The sequence below is a fragment of the Streptomyces sp. NPDC093225 genome, assembly GCF_044753805.1.
Classification (GTDB): domain Bacteria; phylum Actinomycetota; class Actinomycetes; order Streptomycetales; family Streptomycetaceae; genus Streptomyces.
This window is the reverse complement of the sequence record NZ_JBIVNX010000113.1, coordinates 1-2511: the sequence shown is the minus strand read 5'-3', so window position 1 is coordinate 2511 and position 2511 is coordinate 1. Positions and strand designations below refer to the sequence as shown.

The window sequence follows — 2511 nt, the reverse complement described above, 5'->3', positions numbered from 1 at the left end:
TCGTTACTTCAGAACTAACACAGTGGACGCGAGCAACTGAGGACAAGCCCTCGGCCTATTAGTACCGGTCAGCTCCACCCATTACTGGGCTTCCACATCCGGCCTATCAACCCAGTCGTCTACTGGGAGCCTTACCCTCTCAAGGAGGTGGGAATACTCATCTCGAAGCAGGCTTCCCGCTTAGATGCTTTCAGCGGTTATCCCTCCCGAACGTAGCCAACCAGCCATGCCCTTGGCAGGACAACTGGCACACCAGAGGTTCGTCCGTCCCGGTCCTCTCGTACTAGGGACAGCCCTTCTCAATATTCCTACGCGCGCAGCGGATAGGGACCGAACTGTCTCACGACGTTCTAAACCCAGCTCGCGTACCGCTTTAATGGGCGAACAGCCCAACCCTTGGGACCGACTCCAGCCCCAGGATGCGACGAGCCGACATCGAGGTGCCAAACCATCCCGTCGATATGGACTCTTGGGGAAGATCAGCCTGTTATCCCCGGGGTACCTTTTATCCGTTGAGCGACGGCGCTTCCACAAGCCACCGCCGGATCACTAGTCCCGACTTTCGTCCCTGCTCGACCCGTCGGTCTCACAGTCAAGCTCCCTTGTGCACTTACACTCAACACCTGATTGCCAACCAGGCTGAGGGAACCTTTGGGCGCCTCCGTTACCCTTTGGGAGGCAACCGCCCCAGTTAAACTACCCATCAGACACTGTCCCTGATCCGGATCACGGACCGAGGTTAGACATCCAGCACGACCAGAGTGGTATTTCAACGGCGACTCCACAACCACTGGCGTGGCTGCTTCAAAGTCTCCCACCTATCCTACACAAGCCGAACCGAACACCAATATCAAACTGTAGTAAAGGTCCCGGGGTCTTTCCGTCCTGCTGCGCGAAACGAGCATCTTTACTCGTAGTGCAATTTCACCGGGCCTATGGTTGAGACAGTCGAGAAGTCGTTACGCCATTCGTGCAGGTCGGAACTTACCCGACAAGGAATTTCGCTACCTTAGGATGGTTATAGTTACCACCGCCGTTTACTGGCGCTTAAGTTCTCAGCTTCGCCCTGTCGAAACAGAGCTAACCGGTCCCCTTAACGTTCCAGCACCGGGCAGGCGTCAGTCCGTATACATCGCCTTACGGCTTCGCACGGACCTGTGTTTTTAGTAAACAGTCGCTTCTCGCTGGTCTCTGCGGCCACCCCCAGCTCACGGAGTAAATCCGATCACCAGTGATGGCCCCCCTTCTCCCGAAGTTACGGGGGCATTTTGCCGAGTTCCTTAACCATAGTTCACCCGAACGCCTCGGTATTCTCTACCTGACCACCTGAGTCGGTTTAGGGTACGGGCCGCCATGAAACTCGCTAGAGGCTTTTCTCGACAGCATAGGATCATCCACTTCACCACAATCGGCTCGGCATCAGGTCTCAGCCTTAACGTGTGACGGATTTGCCTACCACACGGCCTACACCCTTACCCCGGGACTACCACCGCCCGGGCTGGACTACCTTCCTGCGTCACCCCATCGCTTACCTACTACCACCTTGGATCAGCGGCTCCACCACTCCCCTTTGACCGAAGTCTCCAGGGCGGCTTCACGGCCTTAGCATTAATGGGCTCGATATTGGGCGTTTCAAAGCGGGTACCGGAATATCAACCGGTTGTCCATCGACTACGCCTGTCGGCCTCGCCTTAGGTCCCGACTTACCCTGGGCAGATCAGCTTGACCCAGGAACCCTTAGTCAATCGGCGCAAGAGTTTCTCACTCTTGTATCGCTACTCATGCCTGCATTCTCACTCGTGAACCGTCCACAACTCGCTTCCGCGGCTGCTTCACCCGGCACACGACGCTCCCCTACCCATCACAGCGGGCGTTGGCCCTATTGCTGCAATGACACGACTTCGGCGGTACGCTTGAGCCCCGCTACATTGTCGGCGCGGAATCACTTGACCAGTGAGCTATTACGCACTCTTTCAAGGGTGGCTGCTTCTAAGCCAACCTCCTGGTTGTCTCTGCGACTCCACATCCTTTCCCACTTAGCGTACGCTTAGGGGCCTTAGTCGATGCTCTGGGCTGTTTCCCTCTCGACCATGGAGCTTATCCCCCACAGTCTCACTGCCGTGCTCTCACTTACCGGCATTCGGAGTTTGGCTAAGGTCAGTAACCCGGTAGGGCCCATCGCCTATCCAGTGCTCTACCTCCGGCAAGAAACACACGACGCTGCACCTAAATGCATTTCGGGGAGAACCAGCTATCACGGAGTTTGATTGGCCTTTCACCCCTAACCACAGGTCATCCCCCAGGTTTTCAACCCTGGTGGGTTCGGTCCTCCACGAAGTCTTACCTCCGCTTCAACCTGCCCATGGCTAGATCACTCCGCTTCGGGTCTAGAGCGTGCAACTCAATCGCCCTATTCGGACTCGCTTTCGCTACGGCTTCCCCACACGGGTTAACCTCGCTACACACCGCTAACTCGCAGGCTCATTCTTCAAAAGGCACGCAGTCACGAGA

Annotated in this window: 1 rRNA gene; it reads right to left on the bottom strand. The window is 56.5% G+C overall.

The annotated features are described in order from the left end of the window. Positions 1-38 precede the first annotated feature (38 nt). Positions 39-2511 (bottom strand): 23S ribosomal RNA (locus ACIQCH_RS38365); the annotation flags it as partial.